The organism is Actinotignum timonense (genome assembly GCF_002860685.3).
GTDB classification, from domain to species: domain Bacteria; phylum Actinomycetota; class Actinomycetes; order Actinomycetales; family Actinomycetaceae; genus Actinotignum; species Actinotignum timonense.
Map to the genome: position 1 here is coordinate 54,305 of NZ_CP136960.1, position 18,537 is coordinate 72,841.

The window sequence follows — 18,537 nt, forward strand, 5'->3', positions numbered from 1 at the left end:
TCCGCTACGACCCCGAGCCGGTAATGGCAATGGTGCCGGGAGCGGCGTCGAAATTACCGACAACGGCGCCGATCTCGCATTGGGCCGGATAGAGCGCGGAAACCGCGTGACCGTCCGAGCTGATGGTCACCGCCCCGGAACAGCGGTCGGTGAAGCGCAGATTCGCGGTGTCCCCGCCGGTCAGATCGGAGAGAATACTCGTCGGCGCACCGCTGGCGGGGCTGGTGTAGAGCGGCGTCGTCACATTCTCACCATTGGGCCACACCCCGATAATGCTGATGGGAATCGGCTGCCCCTGCTGGATCCGCGGGGGCACCGTGACCTTGACGGAGCGCAGGCGCTGGAGCGGATAGGCGGTGGAGGTAGCCGTTTCATCCCCGGCCGCCTTCGCGGTTGCCTCACTAACCTCGGTGAGCCACCGCGAAAGTTCCTGTTCGTCTTCAGGAACGTAATCCGAGCTCACCGTGGCGGTAATGGTCACCGGTTGTCCAACCGTCACGGTGGGAGCCTCCAGGGTCCAGGCACAGCGGGCCGTGAGCGAGGTTGTGGCATTAGAATGCGGTTTGCCGGCGCGATCCCACACCACGTCGGCGCATTGCGGCGCCGCTGCTCCGCTCGTTCCCTTCGTGTTCTGCTGCTCAGACTGCTTTTTCGCGGTATCCCCACCTTCATCCTTAGGTTGCGGGGCGGGAATCACCTCCAGCACGTTACCCGAAATCGGGCTTTTTGCGGTTTTGTACGTGACGGTGTAGTCGATGACCTGGCGTTGCGGATTCCACTTCGCCTCGCGCACAATCGACAGACCGGAGGGAAGCGGGTGATCCTCCAGCCGCGCCTGGATCGGTTCGGTGGGAGCGGTATCGGAACTTTCCGCCTGCGGCCACAGCATCCACACCACCCCGGCAATCGCCGCGAGGAGCGTCACGACACCCAGCGTCACGAGAATCCAGTGCTCGCGTATAAAACTCCCGGTTTTTTCCCAGAAGCTCGGCTCGCGTTCAATCACGGGCGCGGGTACATAGTTAAGGTCCAGTGCCGCGCCGGAACTAATAATGGTGGCCGACGGCGCAGCGTCAAGCTCCCCTAAACTCTCGCGGGAAAGGACGACGGCGGGGCGGGCGGGCGCCTCTTTCTCAGTATCCTTAGCCGCGCCCAGCGCTTCGCGGGCGAGTGCGGCGGCGTTGAAAGCACCGTCCAGCATGGTGGCCGGGTAAAAGACCGGGGCGGAGGGGTTGAGCTCCAGGGGGTCCTGGCCGGCGCTTGCTTCCACGCAGGCCGGTAACCTGTCAAGCACCTGCGCGGCATCCGGCCGGGTATCCGGGTTCTTCCCCACCAGCTCATCGAGCAGAGCCGCGGTATTTTCTTCCAGGCCGGCCAGCGGAGCAATTTTCTCCGTGAGGTGGCGATGCGCAATAGTGAAAGGATTGAGGCCCTCCCCGCCGAAGGGGGTGCGCCCGGTGAGCATTTCGTAGAGCATAATGCCCACCGCGTACATATCCACGCTCGGGGTGGCGCGCGCCTGCGCGATGAGTTCCGGAGCCATATAATCCGGGGTTCCCACGATGCTCGTGGTTTTTGAGCCGGTCCCGATAATCGCGGCAATACCAAAGTCTGTTACTTTGACGTTGAAACGGTCCTCCGCTTCGGTGCGCCCGCGTAGTTTTTTCCGCCCCGGAAGGGCCTTATCTTTGCCGGCCGTGGCTGGCGTATCTGGCGCGACCGCCGCGTCCGGAGCCAGCCCGGTCAAAATAATATTGTCCGGTTTGATATCGCGATGGACGACATCGCCCGCGTGTGCGCTCTGGAGTGCTTCAACCACCTGACGGGTGATATCCAAGGCATCCGCGGGGGCTAAGGGGCCGTGCTCAGCGAGGTATTCGCGCAGGTTAGGGCCGGGCGCATACTCCATGACGATGCCGAGTTTGCCGCCGTCGGCTACCAGATCATGCACCCCGACGATATGGGGGTGGCTGAGCTGGGTGAGGACGGAGCGTTCGGTAATGAAACGCCGCAGAATTTCCGGGTCACCCACGTATTCGTCGCGCAGGAATTTAATGGCAACGCGGGTGCCATCATCCTTGCGTTCCCCCTCGTAAACCACGCCGGAGGCGCCGCGGCCGATGGGGGCGAGGGCGCGGTAGGAAGCTCCAAAATCGAATGCGGTACTCATGCGTCATCCCGCACGGTCACGGCTTGGATGAGGGTGGCGGTGCCGCCTTCGCAGGCGTAGCCGCGCCCGGCGGTCATTTTGACCGGGGAGCGCCGCGGGAGGCGCACGCCTAGGAGGTCGCCATCGTAATCGCGGTTCGGGTGGAGCAGAATGCCCAATCGTGATTTGCGTAGCGTCGCCGTCCACTTGCCGTAGGCGGAACGCAGGTCATCGTTGCGGCCGGCTGCGATAATAAGGAGCTGCTGGTTGCTGGTGGCGAGGAGATCCTTGAGGGCTTCTTCCCCTTCCGTGACCTGGTGTGCGTCGTCGATCAAAAGAATAGTGGGCGTGGTACCCAGACCGGCTTCCGCCACCGCGGAGGGGACATCCTCGTGGTCATAAACGTTGTCGAGGACGTCGCTACCGTGCAGCGGGGAGCGGCGCGAGGCCAGGCCGATAATGCGCAGGGGGCTGCCGGCGGCCCGCGCATCGCCGGCCAGTTTTGTGGCGATGCCCAAGAGTACCGAGCTTTTCCCGCTGCGCGCCGGTCCGGAAATGAGCATATGCTCCCCGGCGTAGGCTTCCAGGCAGTAATCGCGCAGGGTGGCTTCTTCCACTCCGACCGGGATAATCCAGGGCTCCCCCGTTAGCTGCGCGGTGGTACTCAGATCGGATACCCGCAGGTCGTCGCTCAGGCGCGCCACCACGGTGGCTTTCTCCACCGGCTGCCAGCGCGCCGCCACCGTGGCAATAGCCTGCTCTAGCGGGGCGGGAATGGTGGCCACATGCCCGTGGAGTTTCGTGATCGCATCCACGTAGCGGCCGGGAACCTGGGCGGGAATATTATCGCGTGAGACCCCCACCAGAGAGTAGTCATAAGAATCGGCCAGGCGATAGAGCCATTTCTGGGTGGTGACTTCATCCACCGCCGCGGGAATGGCCTTGAGGCGCGAGGTAGCGCCCACCATGTGGATGCCCACGCCCGGCCCCTTGCCCCATACCTGGTAGAGCCCTTCGAGGAGTTCCATGCCTTCCGCATCATCGTATTCTTCACGCAGGGTGGCGAATGAATCGATAAAAACGTAGATATCGGAGTATTCGCCCGGGTCCGTGGTGCGTTTATCGTATTCGCTGCGCAGGTAGCGCAGCAGGCGCTGCTGGAGTTCACGATTGGCTTTGCCCGGCCCGGCGTAACCAATGGAATGGGGCAGTTCGTGGAGGGGTTCCAGGCCGCGCCCACCCAGGTCAAGGTACAGGAAATCCGTGGTGGCCGGGTCGGATGTTGCGGCGATGACGAGGGCGAGGGATTGCAGCGTCGTCGTTGTTCCCGAACCGGGAATGCCGGCGAGCATAAGATTGCCTTCCGCGGGCCGCCAGCCGGCCGGGATTTGGCGCTGGTGGCTGGGATCATCGGCGAGGGCCACGGCAACGGTATCCCCGCCCGCGCTCACGCGAATATTAGCTACGCCTTCACGCGGAGTATCGGTATCGAGGAGTAGATCCACCCGCTCGCCCAGCGGTTCGGGCCAGACGGGGCGCGGGGTGCCGAAGCCCGCGGCGCGGTGGGCTTCTTGGATGGCTCGGATAAGGAGATCGACGTCGGATTCTTCGTCCCCGGCGCGCGCCACGGTGTGATCAGGGAGCGGACCGCCCAGCTCGATTTCATCCACGTGAAGGTCGGTGGATTGGGCCGCGTCGCTTATACCTGTCACGAGCGCGGTTTGGATGGGGTGAATATCTTCTTCACCGAGTTTGATATAGGCGCGCCCGCGCTGTTCGCGGCCGATGCTGGAGGCGTGCGGCACCCCGATAACATTCGAGGAATCATCGCGTGATTGCACCCGCAAGGCCACCCGCATATTGGTATTCGCGAGGATGTCATCATTGACAACGCCGGCCGGGCGCTGAGTAGCGAGCACCATATGCACACCGAGGGTACGCCCCACCGCGCCGATAGAGACCAGGGAGGAGAGTACATCCGGGTACTCTTTCGCGAGCTGAGCGAATTCGTCGACGACGACGAGAATGCGCGGCATGGGCTCACTAGGGTTCGTCGCCAAGTAGTTATCGAGGTTGTCCACGCCTTCCCCGGCAGCCGCGAAGCATTGCTGGCGGTAGAGCATCTCAGCTTCCAGGGCACGCAAGGCACGGTAGGCCAGGGAGGGCTCCAGATTCGAGAGAGTGCCGATGGTATGCGGAAGCTGGTCGAGGGTGGCGAAGGCCGCCCCACCCTTGAAATCAACCAGGATGAAGGTCAGGTGCTGAGGATCTACCCTGGCAGCGAGCCCGGCCACCATGGTGCGCAGCATCTCCGATTTACCCGAACCGGTGGTACCACCCACGAGGCCGTGCGGGCCATCGCGAACCATATCCAGCCAGTATGTACCATCTTCGGATACGCCCAGCGGGAAGCGGAATCCCTTATTGTTCTGCCACAGCTGGGTGATATCCGCGCTGGTTATATCGCGGGAAAGCCCGAGCAGACCGAGAAGATGTACAAGGGGCGGCAGGGCCGCGCCGGCATCGCGCACTTCCGGATCATCGAAAAGGGAGAGGGACCGCGCCCACTCTTCTAGGCGCGGCTCGGTAGATACCGCCCCGGCAATATGTTCGATGGTGACATCTTCGGAGGGGATACTCAAGGTCAGCTCCGCCCCGGGTTTCGCCTTGATAACACTATGGCAGGAAGCAGGGAGCTGTTCGGGGCGGGTGGCCAGCACGATACCGCTGACTTCTTTAGCTTTCTGGGAGCCGGTCACATCCTCCCCGCGGTAAGCGAGGAGGTCACGGGCCGGGCAATCCCGACCTTCCAGGAGTGCCACATCATCAATAACGAGGAAAAGGGATGCGGAAGGCAAGCCGTTGAGGCCATCGCGTAGGCCGCGCAGCATGGTTTGGGCCGGAGTGCGCTCAAAGGCAAGATAGCGATTATTCGGGTTAGCTCCGCCCACGCGGGTATGGGGCAGCCAGGCGCACCAGCGCCAGTGTTCGGAGCGGGCCCGGTCGGTAGCAACCGCGATCGTCATATCGGCCGGGCCGGAGAGGGTGGCCAGCTGGGTCACCAGGGAACGCGCCAAGGCCAGGGCCTCGTCACGCTCACCCCAGATACCTACCGGGCCCTTGGTGAAATCCACCCGAACCGGGGCGGCCGGGATGCGGGCCAGGTCGAGGATCTCGCGTACCCGCGGTTCCGGTTTGGTACTGGCATTTTCGAGCGGAACCTCGAAGGGAACCGGCCCGGTACCAATCTGGGCGCTGCCGAAATCGAAGTGATCGGAGCGCACCTGCCACAGGCGTGGCCCGCCGCGCCGAGCTTGTTCGGCCAGCTCGTGCTGGTAGGGAGTTTGGGCGCGCATCCGGGAGCGTTCCACCAGTGCGGCTTTGCCGATATCCACGGTGAAATCCTGGAGCGCGGCCACGAACTTTTCTTCTTCTTCGATTTTGCTTTTCTTGGAGCGGCGCTTCTGTTCAATAAAAGAACCGATGGCGATCACCGGGGAGAAAAGCGCGATGAGGGCGAAGCGGAAGGAACCGAGCACCGCCACGAGCACCACGGCCATGAAAATCGGAGCCAAGATCGCGGCCCAGGAGAGCCGGCCGGGTTTTTCCGGCATTTTCTTTTCCGGAGCTTCGAGTTGTTTGGGGTGGGCGGGCAGGGCTCGGCGCGGGGGCCGGTTAAAAGCGACCGTGGACACGGCGGTGAGCACGCCGTGAGCGGCGTCGTCGTTCTGTTGAGAAGTCTCCTCATCACGCCGGACTGCTTCGAGGTAGAAGGCCCCGATGCCGATCACGTCCCCGGGGTGTACTTCGGTGGCGCCTTCCTCCCCTTTTAGGGCCGCGCCGTCCAGAATGGTGCCGTTCGAGGAGTTATCGTCACTGACCCACAGGCCGTCCTCGCGTACTTCCACCAGGCAGTGCGACCACGAAACCGTGGGGGAATCCAGGTGGATATCGGCTTGCGGACTGCGGCCGATGCGCAGGGTACGACCCGCGGGAAGGGAGATATAGCGCCCGGTATCCGGTCCCGCCGTGATGATGAAGCCCCATTCTTCGGCGGGCTGTTCCGGTTCGACGGCGGAAATGACGCTTCCCTCGTGCACTCCGGCGCGAGCCAGGGTGGTTGAGGGGGTGACCGCCACGCCGTCCACCCACATGGTGGCCCATTCGCGCCGGTCGAGGTGGGCGCCGTCGAGGATATCCCCGACGCGCGTCTCTTCTGTCACGTTTGTCAGAGAAAACAACCGATCCGAGTGATCGCTCCTAATGACAATACGCATATCGTTTTCCGCTGTGCCTTTACCTTCAGGGGCCGCACCTGGGGTGATGCGGGCGGCCCACTCCGCTTTTTCGGGGTGTTCCTTAGTGGGCACCCTCAGAGGAAATCCATTCGATGCGCCCGTCTACGATGGCTGCTTGCACCGGGCACGGACCGTCGCCCGCGCTACCTGCGCCGCTGCCACCGCTGCTCCCGCTAGCTGCACCGCCACCCGTGCTACCCGTGCTTCCCGCGCCGCAGCGCGCCACCCGTTCGGCTCCCGATACCGCAGCTTCACGCGCTTCGGGGGTGGTGAGGGCCTGCATGATCTTGGCCGGGTCGGTGGAGTCGGCTACCGCGGCGGCGGCCACGAAGCTGAGCACCGCATCGTGACTGAGGCCGTCCGCGTACTGCCAGCGCTCGCTGAACTCGGTGTCATCGCGCAGGGAGGGAAGCGCGCCGTTGGTGCGCATCACTTCCACGGCCTGGAGGAAACCGCCGGCCGGCAGCCCGCTGGCATCCGGTGAGGTGAGGGATACCCCGCCCGGGGTGGGGAATCCGTAACTGTAGATACCGGCAATCGGGGTGCGTGCATCGGTGAGGGCCGTGCTGAGTACGCCGTTGAAAGCTTCCGGCCCCACGAGGATCGGGCCGTCGTATCGCGCCCCGCGCAAGCCGGTGACCTGCTGGGCGATCATGGATGCCGGAGCGTCAATCACCACGCAGGGATTGGGTCGCCCCAGGGTGGCTTCCAGCACCTGGGCGCTCACGGTGGCGGGTTCGGCCAGGCCGATATGGGCATCGACCCCGCGCACGCCCCGCACCCCGTTGGCGAGCTCCCCGCCCACCGAAACCACGGTGGAACACTGGAGGTCACCGAGCTGGTTGGTCAGCCCGGTGATCCAGCCACCCGCGGTGGGAAGCTGGTAGTGCGCGCCCTCGGGAACATTGGCGGAGGGCTGGAGCTGGTAGGGGAAGATAATGGGGAGCCCGGCATCGGCGGCCGCGTTCGCGAGCGCCAGGGTGTGGCTACCGGTAGTGAGGGCAATGACTCCGGAAACATCGTTATCGGATAATTCGGCGATGGCGGCGCGGGCGCCGTCGTCACTACCCTGATCGGAGACCGTCACAAGCTCCACCGGGGTGCCGCCCTGCGCGAGGCGCCATTGCGCTACTCGCACGCCTTCACCGCTGAGGTCCCAGCCCGGGCCCTGGGTGAGATCTTCCGTATAAGATACGACGACGCCGAGCTTGAGGCCCTCGGGCGCATTCTCCACGGCGAGCTCCACGGAGGCCGGCGGGAAAGCCTCAAAATCGGGTTCGCTGGCCGTCCGCGCCTTTTCTGATTGGTACCGGAAGAACCAGATCACGGCCGCGAGGAGGGCGATCAGCAGAAGAGCGGCCAGAATACCGAGTGCGGTACGTCGCTTATCGCGAGCGGGCTCGCCGCTCGCCGGGTAGGCCCCGGAGGATTGAGTTTCGGCCTCGGTGTGCTTAGCGGATTCGCTCACTTTTCCTCCTCAGCAGGAATGACGTGGAAGGAGTACATTCCGATTTCCGCGTTGCCGGATGCCGGGAGCGTAGGTAGCTGTTCGAGGCGGGCCAGGGAGGCGCGCAGGCGCGCGGCCCCGAAGGCATCTGCCCCGAGTGCCGAACGGTACCCGGATTGAATGGTTGTGGTGGTCGCGGTGGAATCGCTGAGCTTGGCATCGGCAATTCCAAGGTGGCCTTCGGAGGTTTTCATGGCTCCAAGCAGGCCGCCGCCACCGGGGGTATTGGTCCCGATATCCGCGAGCACGTTGACGAGGTCCTGCATAATGAGCGCGGACACGGCATCCGAATTAGTGATCGCGTTGCGGCTGGTTGTGCTCACGGTTGCGCTGTTCTCATCCATGAGCTGGTTGGTTTCCGCGTCCAGGGTGTTATTCGCGTCCGTAATCAGACCGGTGGTGCTCCGCACCGCGCTGGACCCGGTGTTGCGCAGGTTTTCGGAGAAGACCGTCAGCTGATTGGAGACGCTATCGAAAATCGCGCTGGAGGAACGTTCGGTGCGGTCCCGCGCGGTGGAAACCCCGGTGTAGAGCCGGTCGCGATTGGTAGTGCCTGTTTCATCGGTGCGGGTCTTCGATTTTCCAACGAAACCGTCCAGTTCGGCTGCAAAGGCATCCAATTCACCCACGACGTCACGGGCGAGCGGGGCCAGATCCGCGTAAATATCAACGGTGGTGGCGATGTTCTTATTCAGTTCGTCAACCATCTGCGCGAGTTGTGCGGTGCGATCCTTGCGCTGATCATCGAGGCGAGCGCGTTCGGCATCCAGATCCGTGAGGATCTGCTGGGATTGCGTGAGGCTCTCGCGTAGCTGCGCGAGCCCGGCAATGGCCTCCGGCTGATTCTCCCCGCTCACCGATTGGCTTGCTTCCATAATCGAGGTGATGTGATCGCGGGTTTCCTGCCCGAGGAAACGCACGGATTGGCGATATTTACCCGCGCGGTTACCGATCATTCCCGCGGTATGCGGGCATTCGGCGCCGGTGAGATCGCGAACAACCTCCCGCACTGCCTTTTTATCGAGCTTGGGATTGGCGATAGGTTCCTCGGAGCCAACCTCACGGGTCAGGCCCGCGTCAATACACATGGATTCCGTGATTTCGGTGAGGCGCTTATCCTGAGCCTGGTTACGTTCAAAAGCCTTCCCGGCTTCCGCATTCACCCGCGCGAATTCCTTATCCAGGGTATCCACGAGCTTGAGTGCGGCATCGAAACGCTTCTTGAGTTCGTCAATATAGGGCGTCATGGGCGCGCTGGAATCTACCGTTTCGGGCGGGATCTCGTGGGGAGCACCCGTACTGGGCCCCGTGCTGGGCTCCGCAGTAGGCGCCGCGCTCGGTTCAGGCGTACCGGAAGGTTCGGTTCCCGCGCTTGGTTCAGGCGAGCCGGAAGGCTCGGTTCCCGGCCGTGGCGGGAAGCTCGGAGAAAGCCCGGGCGTGGGTTCCGGCTGCGGCAAGCGGCCCTCGTGCTGGTAGATCTGGAGGTCTTTCGCGAGGGTATTCACGCTGCGCAGCGCTCCATCCAATTGCTCAACCGTATCCAGGTTCTTGTGCTGGGAACCGCCACGCAGCTGCGTGACCAGCTCTTCACCTTCGGAACGCACCTGGTTGCTCAGCTCATTCAAATCGTGGTGGGCGCTGAGAACCGTGCAGGTCAAGGTGGTGGCAACGGCCGGATTCGCGCAGTCTTCCGGGGAGGGATTTTGCGGCCCGAGGATGCTGTCCAGATCGGAAAGAATATGTTCCTGGCAGCGGGTGGTGGTGGCGCTCAGCGCTTCCAAACGGGCGGAGAGACCGTTAATAACGCCGTACACCCCGCCGGCCGGAATCACTTCTTCCGGATTGGTGACGGTGGGCAGGTCATCGCCCGCCGCCGGGCCGCTGGGCTTGGGTGCCGGTGACAGCGTGGCCATGGGAATGGAGCTTGCCGTTGGCCGGGGGCTGGGATCCCCGTTCGGGAGGGTGGGCCACGGCGAAGGTGCGGCACCCGTACCCGCAGAAGCAGAAGGCGAGGGAGCCGGGGATGCCGGCGCGCTCGGCCCCTCCCCCGGGCTGGGAGCCGCCGGGCTGGGAGCCGCCGGGCTCGGCGTAGCCGGCAGATCTTCTTCCAGGCCGAAGTTGATTTCGCAAGTATCGGGGTTGATATCGATACGCGGCCGGGGAGCATCCGGGTTCCCCAAGAGGGTGCGCACAGTGGCGGTTGTTTCCGCCAGCGAGCTGGACATGGTGGAGCCCGTGCTGGCGAAGAGGCTGTTGAGGCGCGATTCCAGGCTCTCCAGCGTGGATGAGACGGACTGCGCCGAATTCTCGATGCGCCCGCGCGACATTTCCAGATCCCGGATAGTGCGCGAACCAATGGATCCGCCGGCGTTGGCGAGCATGGCACGCGCATCCTCAAGGGCGGTCCCGGAATCCGCGAGGATATCCGCGGATTCTTGCAGGGTACGGATCGTTTGGGAAACGAGCAGTGTTTCCTCACGCTGCTTGCGCGAATCCGGGTTGATACCGAAGCCGGGCTGCGTCGCAATATTGATAACGGGCGTGACGAAATCCTGTGCCTCAACAACCAGCGTGAAATGCAGGAGCGAGGTGGTGGACCCTACTCCGGTGAGTCCAGCCCACTGCACCGTGGTGGTACCGCGGTCATTAACGGCGACGACGCCGTTGGTTGCTATGCCTTCACCGCCGGCCTGGGGAGTCCGAACAGCTTCGGGAGCGATACCGGGCAATTCCACACCGGCAGCAACCGACATCGGGGTGGCCACCAGGACCTCGTGACTAACAGCGCGCCCGTCAATATCCGCGTTCACCCGCTCCAATTTACCTGTGATATTTTGCACAGTGACATCGATGCGGACCGGGCCGGTAGCCCCGGCAACACTGCTGGCATCTGAAGTGGTGACCCCGTTAAAGGTGTAGGAGGTCACCACCCGGATGGGGAGCTCCCCACCGGCGGCTGCCGGATCAATACGGTGGCCATCACCGCCGGCCATGGCCGTAATGGCTCCGTCACCGCCCACCTGGATCGTGACAACTCCAGGGTCGGCCTGAGCCGGGACAGCCACCGCCACTCCGGCCACGGCCAGAGCGGGAACCGCCAGAGCCAGAAGCGCTGGCCGGCATCGCTTCACAAAGTTGCGGACAGGAAACATTGGGCGCCTTTCGTACTGTGGTGAGCGCATGACGGCCACACCCTATCACTACGTGATGACATAATTTCCCTGGCTTAAACCGCGCCAGAAAGCCGTTTCCCGGGAATTTGGTTTTTATTTACCTTGGGGGCACATACTATGCGGATTTACCTTCGTTTCACGGTCCCGCGCGGCCGGAGAAGCGCCGTCGTCGTATATTCCACCGCGCCGCAGTCAAGCCCACCGCAAGGTTAACGCAAGCCCTCCACCACCCTCGTAATTGTTATCAATTTGTAATATTTCACGTTACGGAGTATTTACCCGGGGTCAGTAGCGTCGAAGGCGTCGATGGCTAGACATGACAATGTCGCCCTGTCGGCACTGTCAGAACTCTTCTCTACCCAATAAGGAGACCAATCATGGCTCGTGTACTTACATCCAGTGAAGCCAAGCAGGCCATTCAGCAGATGCAGTCCATTATTAACGGTGGGCTGACCGATCAGATTTCGCAGCTTGATACCCAGGGGCAGACCCTCTCGGATGCGAATGTGTGGGATGGTCCGCTCGCTCAGCAGTTCCGTGGTGATGTGTGGCCGCAGACCAAGTCGGCTCTGGACAAGGCCAAGCAGGAACTCGAGGATCTGCGTAACCAGCTCGACCAGATCTCGACCAATATCTTCACCGCCGGCGGCGGCGAGTAAGCACCACACCACCACCAGTCCGATTTACGCGCAATCCGGGCGGTTCACCGCATTTGCGTGTCACCCACGCGGCGAACCGCCCGGATCTTGCGTTTCCTTATATTTCATTTCTCCTCCATGACTTCTTCATCGCCCGCCCTGTCTCGCCTCGCCACCACAGCACACCGTCACGTGCCCCGCGAGGCGCTCACACTGAGCGCGCGAAACACAGCTTGCCCAGCCCGGATGTCGACTCATAACGATAGGTAGTTCCCATGCCAAGACCCAACGTATATACCGGTTTCGAAGCCGGTCTCGCGAGCAATTTAAAGAGCGCTATCAACAACGCGATTGAGGCGCTGAACACCGCCCAGACCACTCTCAACGGCGGCATCGCCTACGCACAAATTGACTTCGCCGGGCGGTTCGCGGATTTGTACGCGCAGAATATGGATATCCAGCGCGCGGATAAAGAGATGCTGGTCGCGTCTTTGCAGGCGCTGGAATCGGGCGTTACCGAACTGGAAGAAGCCGCGCGGGCCGAACAGAAGATGATCGACATCTTCAACGCCTGGGAAGCAGACCACAACCGCTGGCGCGCCCGGCGGCCCATTGACCCGGAGCTCATACCGCTGTGGTTGGCCAGCGAACCGCGCCTCATCCCTCCGAGTGCGCGTTACCCGGGTACCCCGCCGGCGCGTTCCATCGATCAGCCTTCCTTACCCCAACACGACACCCCCATGCCGGGCAGCGGCGGGGGCGGCTCAGGCGGGCGTTCCTCCTGCTACCCCGCGAATCTGTACGAATACGTGCTAGCGGCCCGTTCAGCGCATGACACTCTTGAGAGCCATCCGCGCGCCTTGCAGACTGCCGTCAGTTCCTTTGTGAGCGGCTGGAAATTCGGGAATCTTTCCGGTGGGGAAAGCATCGCGTGGGGCATCAACGATTACATGCGCAATAACGATAACGATGCCGAGTGGATTGACGTGGTGCGCCAGGCATTCAAGGAAGCCGGCGAAGGCGGTCCGGTACTTACTTTGCTGGATTCGTACATCGATGCGGTGCTCGATAACGCCGGTGTGGATGCGGGGCGTAAGGCTATTGGGGTGGCGTGGCCGGTTTTGACTGGTCAGGTTGTTCATTCTGCTTTGGTGTCTGATCCGGTTAATAGTGCGACGGGTAATTTCCTGGAGCCGGAGTTGGATATTAGTTTCCCTGACGGTTCCCAGGTGGGTGGCTTGTCGCGGGTGTATAACTCGATTCTGGCTCATATGCAGCGCGTGGGTAGTGATGATGCTCCCGTGCGTGGTGTTTTCGGTACGGGGTGGACGAGTGTGCTTGACCAGTGTGTGGTCGAGCGCGGCGATTACCTGGTGTGGATGCGCGAGGATGGTCAGCATATCTACTTCCCGGTGGACGGCGAGAAGTTCGGGCCCGGTTCGGGTGTGGTGCGTGCTGAGGGAGAAAACTTCTGGGTTCGCGCAATCGCCGCGCCGGGTGATAGCGAAGGAGCACTGCGCTGGGAGATTTCGGATAATACTGGCCAGCGTTGGGTCTTCACCCGCGGCGGGGCCTGGCTTGAGGTGTGTGGGCGTGAAGGTTTCGGGGTGCGGGCCGAGCGGGATCGTGATGGTCTGATTAGCGCGCTGGTCAGTGAGCGTGGCCGGCGTATCGAGGTGGAGTACCTGGATGGCCGGGTGGTTGTGGCTCGTGGCTGGGATGGTACCCGTTTCGAATATCTTTACGAGGGCGAGCATTTGGTGGGCGCGAAGGGCCCGCATGGTACCCGGCGCTACGAGATTGACGATGCTGGTCTGGTTGCCCGCGTGGTTGCGGCAACTGGCGTGGTTGAGTGCGTGAATGTTTACGACGACGCAGCTCGCGTGGTCAAGCAGACCTCTGAGCACGGTCGGGATACTCGTTTTGCTTATCTACCGGGCCGGGTCACGGTGGTCAGTGATGCTGATGGTTCGCGTTCGAATACGTGGGTGGCTGATAGTCGGGGTCGTACTATCGCAGCCCAGGACTGCGATGGTAACCGCCAGACCATGTCTTATGACCGGCACGGGAACTTGTTGCGGTTCCGGGACCGGGATAATAAAGTCACCACGCATTTTTATGATGAGCGTGGGCACTTGGTTCGCACGGTTTCCCCCGCGGGTGGGGAACTAACCGCCACCTATGACGGTCTGGATCGCCTGGTTGAGGCGGTGGGGCCTACCGGCCTGGTGGCCCGCTATGAGTATGAAGGCGAGAGCCGTAACCCGAGCCGTTTCATTGATGCTAATGGTGCGGTGACCAGTCTGGAGTGGGAGGGCGGGCTCTTGGTGAGAGCCACGGACCCGACAGGAGTATTCCAGACTATTGGCTATAACGATGCCGGTGAGGTTATTTCCTTTGCTGACGCGTTGGGGAATACGTATCGCCTGGATCGTGATAGCGCGGGCCGTGTGGTTGAGATGGTCACGCCGCTTGGTTTTGCTACCCGGCTTGTTTATAACACGGACGGTACGCTTTCTCGCCGTGTTGATCCGGATGGGGCTACCACCACGATTGATTACGATGCTTATGGGCGTCCGGTTGTGGTGACCGACCCGGGCGGGGCGAAAATAACGTTGGTGTATAGCGAGATTGATGGCCGGGTAGAAAAGATTATTAACCCGCTGGGCCATAGCCTGGCTAATGATGTGGATGACTTGGGTAATCTGCGTTCCATCACTATGCCCGATGGGGATGAGTTCACCTTTGTTTTTGATGCTCTCTCGCGCCTGCGCGAGGTTGCTGACCCGCTGGGGCATGCGTGGAAGTTTGAGTATGACGCTGTGGGGGATCTTTCCACCGTGATTGACCCGGCTGGGGTTACTACCCGGACGGTTACAGACTCCAAAGAGCGTACCGCTACCTCGGTTGATAGCCACGGTCATGGTGCGGTTGTGCAGTTTGATGAGTTCGGGCGTCCGGTGGCTAGTTATGACACCGCTAAGAACGCTTCCGTGGTTACCTACGATATCCGGGGTAATGTCACGGAAATGTTGGACGCTGAAGGCGCTCTGACAACCCTGGATTATGACGCGGCCGGGCGTGTGGTGCGGATGACTAGCTCGGGAGGGAAGGTTACGGAGTATACGTACGGGCCTTCGGGGCGTTTGGACGAGCTCACCACCCCGGAAGGCGTGACGCGTTTTGAATACGATGCTGACGGGCGTGTGGTTGCCACGGTGAATACTGCCGGGGAGCATTCGACTTTCGAGTATGACTCGTGTGGGAGGTTGCTGCGGGCTAGGGTAGCCGGGCGGGGTACCTCCGAGTTCCGGTATGACGCGTGTGGGCGGGTAACTTATTCGCGGGATATCCTCACCGGTGTCCGTTATTTCCGGTACGACGCGGCGGGGAATCTTATCTCGGTGCGTAATGGCCTGGGCGGTATCACGCGTTATGAATACGATGTGCGTAACCGCCTGGTGCGGGTGGTTGACCCGGCCGGCGGGGTGACGGAACGCGTGTATGACGGTGTGGATAACCTCCTCTCGGTCACTGACCCGCTCGGGCGTAGCGTGGCGCTGTCTTATGACGAGGTGGGGAACCCGGTTTCTCGCACAAGTGCTGATGGGACCGTGACGAGTTTCGAGCATGAGGATGGCATGGTAAGCCAGGCTCGTATCAATGGCCGGGAAGCCTTCCGTTCCGAACTTGATTATGAGGACCGGACCCTTACCCTTACAGATGGTGAGGAGAACCGGCATGTGTTCACTTATGACCGCCTAGGCCGCCTGGTTTCCCACAACAGTATGGTGGCAGGAGCGGCGCGGTGTTCTACCTGGACGTACGGGAAGGACGGGGAGCGGACTTCTTATACCCCGGCAGGCGGGGCGACCTACCGTTATGGGTATGATGCGGTTGGTAATCTTGCCACGATCACGCATCCGGACCTGGATACGGTCCGTTTTGGTTACGATCCGATGGGCCGAGTCACCCACATGGTTGCCGGTGAAGATACCCACCAGTGGGCCTATAGGGATGGTTTCGTCTGCCGCCATACGCATACTCGTGATGGTGTGGAGGAAACTACCCGTGTTGAGCATGATTCGTGGGGTCGTGTTATCTCGATAACCACCGGGAGTGAGAAAGTTGCTTATGAGTACGGTGAGGATGGCCAGCTTACTGCTGCTATCTCAACCAGTGGCGTAAAGAAGACGTGGGAGTATGACGAGGCTGCTCGTATTATCCGCTTCACCGACGGTGATACGGTCAGTGAATACACCTATGATCAGGCGAGCCAGCTCGTTGAGCGGCACCTCACTTCCCCGCAAGGCACGAGCCGGACGGTTTACGGCTATGACGCGGATGGGTATCGGGTTAGCCAGACCGTGGATGGGAAGCTCGCACGGCGGTTGCGTTGGGATGCGAGTGGGAGCCTGGCGGGTATCACTGACGTGGTTGATGGCCGTGAACGCGAGCTGACTATCACCCTGGACGGGTTGGGTAACCCGGTCAGTTTCGGGGATGAGACTCGCCTTGAGTGGGATTATGCTTCCCCTATCCCCACAGTCGGGGCGATGAATGGTAGCCCGTTCATGTCTCTTCCCGGTGGTGTGATGCTCAGCGGGCAAGGTATGGAAACTCGGTCTGATACGAGCTGGAGGGCCGGGCGGGGCACGGACCCGATGGCCCCGTTCGCTAGCCCGGGCGTCGTGGCGGGTTTGAGTGAGCATTTACCTGAGGGTGTTGACGTGCTCGGGACTGGGGCCTTGCGTGTTGGTGGTATGGAGTGGATGGGTGAGCGCCTGTATGACCCGGCCACTCAGGCGTTCTTGTCCCCGGACCCGCTCCCGGCACCGGCGGGGACGTCGTACCAGACTAATCCGTATAACTATGGTGCGAATAACCCACTCGCACTCATGGACCCACTCGGGCTGACCCCTGCTACCGATGGTTTCTTTACAAGGCTGGGTAGAGGGCTTGATGCTGCGTTTGATGGTATTGGCAAGGCTCTTCGTACTGGGTGGAATTGGACCCGCGATAATATCCTCAAGCCAGTCGGAAACTTCCTTAAGAACGCAGGGAACTGGCTCAAGGGAGCGTTCAACGCAACTGTCAATTGGGTAAAGGTCCATTGGAAGACAGTTGTTGGCGTGGTTGCGGTAGGCGCCGGCATCGCTCTTCTCTGTTCCGGCATTGGTGCCCCCGCAGGAGCTGGACTTCTTACCGTTGTTGGCTATGGAGCTGCAATAGGTGCCGGATCCGGAGCACTTATCGGCGGAGGATCCTCAATGATTAGCCAGGATCTTTTCAATCACGACAATTTCAGTTGGGGAGAAGTCATTTACCAGACCGTTCTCGGCGGGGTTAGTGGAGGCATTGGCGGCGGACTTGGTGCCGGTGCATCACACGTAACGACCAAACTTCTTAAAGGTGTCAACTGGGTGAAAGGGCAGGTTAGCCATATCCCGCAACGAATTAAGAATATCGGGAATATGTTCAAAGGTAAGCCACGTGTACCTATCAAGATCTCCACAGATCTCTCAAGAGCGCAGGGAATCGGCGTTGATATCGTTAAAAGTGTGACTTCTGATTATTCTAAGGAAGCTACAAATTGGGTCGGAGACTCGCTGTTTAAGGATTACGTCGAAACAGGAAACTTCAATCCAAACTTCAGCGAAGAAGACCTCGCCGGACGCATGGTAACGGTTACCGGTGCACAATTCACGGGCGGAGCTTTACGAATCAAAGGCGTGAACCAGATTCCCACCTCGTCAGGTTTATCAAACGCCCAGAATCTTGTGCTTCAGAAGGGTGGTAAGTTCTTGACGGAATTCGCACCAAAAGAAGTCAAGAATCTCGAAGCTATTCGCGCGGATCTTGTAGACGGCGATGGTGAATTTAAGTCAGCTTCCCACGCACGCAGGCACATCAAGTCATTGGCCGAGTCGGTCAAGGCGTTAAAGTAACGATACGATACGATACGCCTCTCAGACACAGTTTCCTTGAATTTTCGTGGGCGGGACCTTTGAGAGTTCCCGCCCACGAAACTCCAACTTTCATAACTTCTTCACTCCCCTCATCTATACCATCCTGGAGGTTTTCTTTTGAGCAGCTACATCGGGCCTCTCGCTAGTTTCACCGCGGGTGCTGCGGCACCAACAATTCAGCGACGACTCCGGAAGATGAGCACGTACCCGCGTGAGCCACGAGTCTTCTCACAGGCGAAAATCTTCCTTCCGGTCGGTGGAATCGGAGTCTTTCTCCTCGGACTAACGGTCATCGCCCTAGCAACCAGTGACGAGGCCAGCCGCCCCGACGATGCCACCCTAGGAATTATCTTCTGCTCCATCGCAATCATTCCGTGCCTCTGGTTCCTCTGGATGGGATTAGCGCGCAGGTTCGGCGTCGACAATGAAAAAGTCTGGTCCCGTTTTGCACCGGTGTTTTACCGTGAAATCTACTTTTCGGACATCACTCGAATCACGTTCGACAACCTGGGTTTTCGCCTCTACAACAGGCAGAACAAGTTCCTCGGAGTAGCAATCAACCGCTTCGATTACACACTCGCTTACCTGCGAATCCTTGAAGAGCTGAAGTACCGCCGTTTCACGGTGGGCGACGTCGCCCCGCGCGACCCGCGCTGGCCACAGGCCGCACAGGAACTACGCAATGCACTCGCCTCGGAAGCCTATCGCAACCACCAGAACTACTACGACAACCACCCGGCCGAGCTTCACGAGCTCACCGCTCTCGCCCAGGGCCGCTAATTACTTACGTACTCAAAAAGGAC

General features: G+C 61.1%; 7 protein-coding genes. 3 read left to right on the forward strand and 4 right to left on the reverse strand.

The window, feature by feature from the left end; all coding sequences use genetic code 11:
* Positions 1-4: 4 nt before the first annotated feature.
* From CYJ17_RS00235 to CYJ17_RS00250, 4 genes are all read right to left on the reverse strand, one after another.
* Entirely contained in the window at positions 5-2,170 is a 2,166-nt protein-coding gene (locus tag CYJ17_RS00235) for a serine/threonine-protein kinase (RefSeq protein ID WP_087070354.1), read from the reverse strand.
* Entirely contained in the window at positions 2,167-6,372 is a 4,206-nt protein-coding gene (locus CYJ17_RS00240) for an FtsK/SpoIIIE domain-containing protein (RefSeq protein ID WP_180948890.1), read from the reverse strand. Before CYJ17_RS00240 ends, CYJ17_RS00235 begins: the two co-directional genes overlap by 4 nt.
* A 136-nt stretch (positions 6,373-6,508) precedes the next feature.
* Positions 6,509-7,915 (reverse strand): ABC transporter substrate-binding protein, encoded by a 1,407-nt coding sequence (locus tag CYJ17_RS00245; protein ID WP_087070352.1) that lies wholly within the window; start codon positions 7,913-7,915, stop codon positions 6,509-6,511.
* A complete protein-coding gene (locus CYJ17_RS00250; RefSeq protein ID WP_087070351.1) occupies positions 7,912-11,106 on the reverse strand; it encodes a hypothetical protein in 3,195 nt (1,064 codons plus the stop codon). Before CYJ17_RS00250 ends, CYJ17_RS00245 begins: the two co-directional genes overlap by 4 nt.
* A gap of 398 nt (positions 11,107-11,504) precedes the next feature.
* On the opposite strand from CYJ17_RS00250, the gene CYJ17_RS00255 reads away from it, so the two are divergent.
* The 3 genes from CYJ17_RS00255 (at position 11,505) to CYJ17_RS00265 (ending at position 18,514) form a co-directional block, all read left to right on the forward strand.
* Positions 11,505-11,786, forward strand: coding sequence for a pyrophosphorylase (locus tag CYJ17_RS00255; protein ID WP_087070350.1), 282 nt, complete (start codon positions 11,505-11,507; stop codon positions 11,784-11,786).
* A 254-nt stretch (positions 11,787-12,040) separates the two neighbouring features.
* Positions 12,041-17,713, forward strand: coding sequence for a DUF6531 domain-containing protein (locus tag CYJ17_RS00260; protein ID WP_087070349.1), 5,673 nt, complete (start codon positions 12,041-12,043; stop codon positions 17,711-17,713).
* A 216-nt stretch (positions 17,714-17,929) separates the two neighbouring features.
* Positions 17,930-18,514: a hypothetical protein gene (locus CYJ17_RS00265; RefSeq protein WP_087070348.1), complete on the forward strand. Its 585-nt coding sequence runs from the start codon at positions 17,930-17,932 to the stop codon at positions 18,512-18,514.
* Positions 18,515-18,537 lie beyond the last annotated feature (23 nt).